This is a genomic window from Sphingomonas segetis (assembly GCF_009720245.1).
In the GTDB taxonomy this organism is placed as follows: Bacteria; Pseudomonadota; Alphaproteobacteria; order Sphingomonadales; family Sphingomonadaceae; genus Sphingomicrobium; species Sphingomicrobium segetis.
In genome coordinates this window covers 1-1,767 of sequence record NZ_WJSQ01000268.1, presented here as the reverse complement: position 1 = coordinate 1,767, position 1,767 = coordinate 1, and the positions used below count along the sequence as shown (strand labels likewise).

At 69.3% G+C, this 1,767-nt stretch carries 1 protein-coding gene; it reads left to right on the top strand.

Going from position 1 to position 1,767, the window contains the following annotated elements:
- Nucleotides 1-504: 504 nt before the first annotated feature.
- Nucleotides 505-1,767 (top strand): TonB-dependent receptor plug domain-containing protein (locus tag GH737_RS14655; RefSeq protein WP_155265499.1); only part of this gene is annotated, 1,263 nt, incomplete at its 3' end.

Sequence of the window (1,767 nt, the reverse complement as noted above, 5' to 3'; positions counted from 1 at the left end):
TCGGCGCCGGCGCCGGCGGTCGGGTGACTTCCTCGCGCGTCGGCGGAAGCGGCAGTGGCTGTGGCTGCGGTGGCGGCGCCGTCTGGGCGACCGCGGGAGCGGGCAATGCGAGAAGGACTGCGGAGCCGAGGAGATGCGCGAATCGGCGGCGCCGACTACGCACGACAGTCCACCCCCTAACGCAACTAACTTTCACCGGGGGTGCCCCCTCCCCGCTAGAGAAATGCCGAATCCGAATCGAATTTCTTGGCCGATTTAGAGCAATTTACCCGCAGTCCAGCAACACAAATTTAACTTTGATCATTTTTCTGTTGCCCCGCGCCTGTTCCGAAACGGGAATTTAATTGGAGCCGTTCCGCTGCTCGCGCATTGGTCGAAACGATGGCGAGACGGGATGCACCGCACCGGTTGTCGTGGCCGTGGTGGGCGCCGTGGACGCTGCTCGCCGTTGCCGCGACGTCGCTGCTGACCATTGCCGTGACGCTGAACGATATACTCTAAGGCGTGCCGCCCGCGCTTCCGCCGCCGCCGCCGCAATCGGCGATCGTCATCACCGGCCGGGCGCTGCCCGAGCCAAAGGCCGAGCGCGTCTATGACGTCCATCGGATTTCCCGCGGCGAAATCGAGCAAGCGCCGAGCCACGAGCTCGACCAGCTGCTCAAAGGCGTTCCGGGCGTCCAGCTGTTCCGCCGCTCCGATGCGAGAAGCGGCCACCCGACCAGCCAGGGCGTGACCTTGCGCGCGCTCGGCGGCAACGCATCGAGCCGCGCCCTGCTGGTGCTCGACGGCGTCCCCCAGGCGGACCCGTTCGGCGGCTGGGTCAACTGGCCCGCCTACGATCCGCAGACGCTCGCCGGAATCCGCGTCATCCGTGGCGGCGGGAGCGTCGCCAACGGACCCGGAGCGCTCGCCGGAACGATCGAGATGACGAGCCGGTCGGATGCCGGCGTGGAGGGCGAGCTCGACTATGGCAGCCGGGACTCGCTCGAGGCGCGCGGGAGCGTCGGCGTCGATGCCGACGGCGGCGTGCTGAGCCTCTCCGCGCGAGGCGCGCGCAGCGACGGCTTCGTGCCGGTCACTCGGGCCACCCGCGGACCCGCCGACGAGCCGGCGCCCTATCGAGAATGGAGCGGCCGCGCGCGCTGGATTGCTTCGCTCTGGACGGACACGGAGCTGCAGGCGAGCCTCGCCGGTTTCCACGATTGGCGCACCCGCGGGACCGATTTCACCACGAACCGCACCAACGGCGCCGATGCGTCGCTGCGGCTGGTCGGGCGCGGCGCATGGCAATGGAGTGCGCTCGGCTATTGGCAGTGGCGAAACCTGATGAGCAGCTTCGCCAGCGTGAGCGACGGGCGCGCGCAGGCGAACCGAGTGGCGCTCCAATATTCTGTTCCCTCGCACGGCCGCGGCGGCAGCCTCGAGGTACGGCCTCCCCTGCCCGACGGAATCGAGCTCCGCCTTGGCGCGGATACGCGCGGAACGAGCGGAGAGTCGCGCGAACTCGCCACCTATGTCGACAGCGAGCCGACTCGCCGCCGCGCCGCTGGTGGCGAAAGCTGGACAATCGGTAGCTATGCGGAGGCGACCGCCGATCTCGGCCGCGCAACGCTGACCGGCGGTGCGCGAATCGACCGGTGGAGCATCGCCGACGGGCATTTGTTCGAGCAGACGATCGCGACCGGTGCGGTGCTGACCGACCAGCGCGACGCGCCGCGCAGCGGCTGGCTGCCGACCGCTCGCGGCGGGATTGCGGTGCCGCTCGGC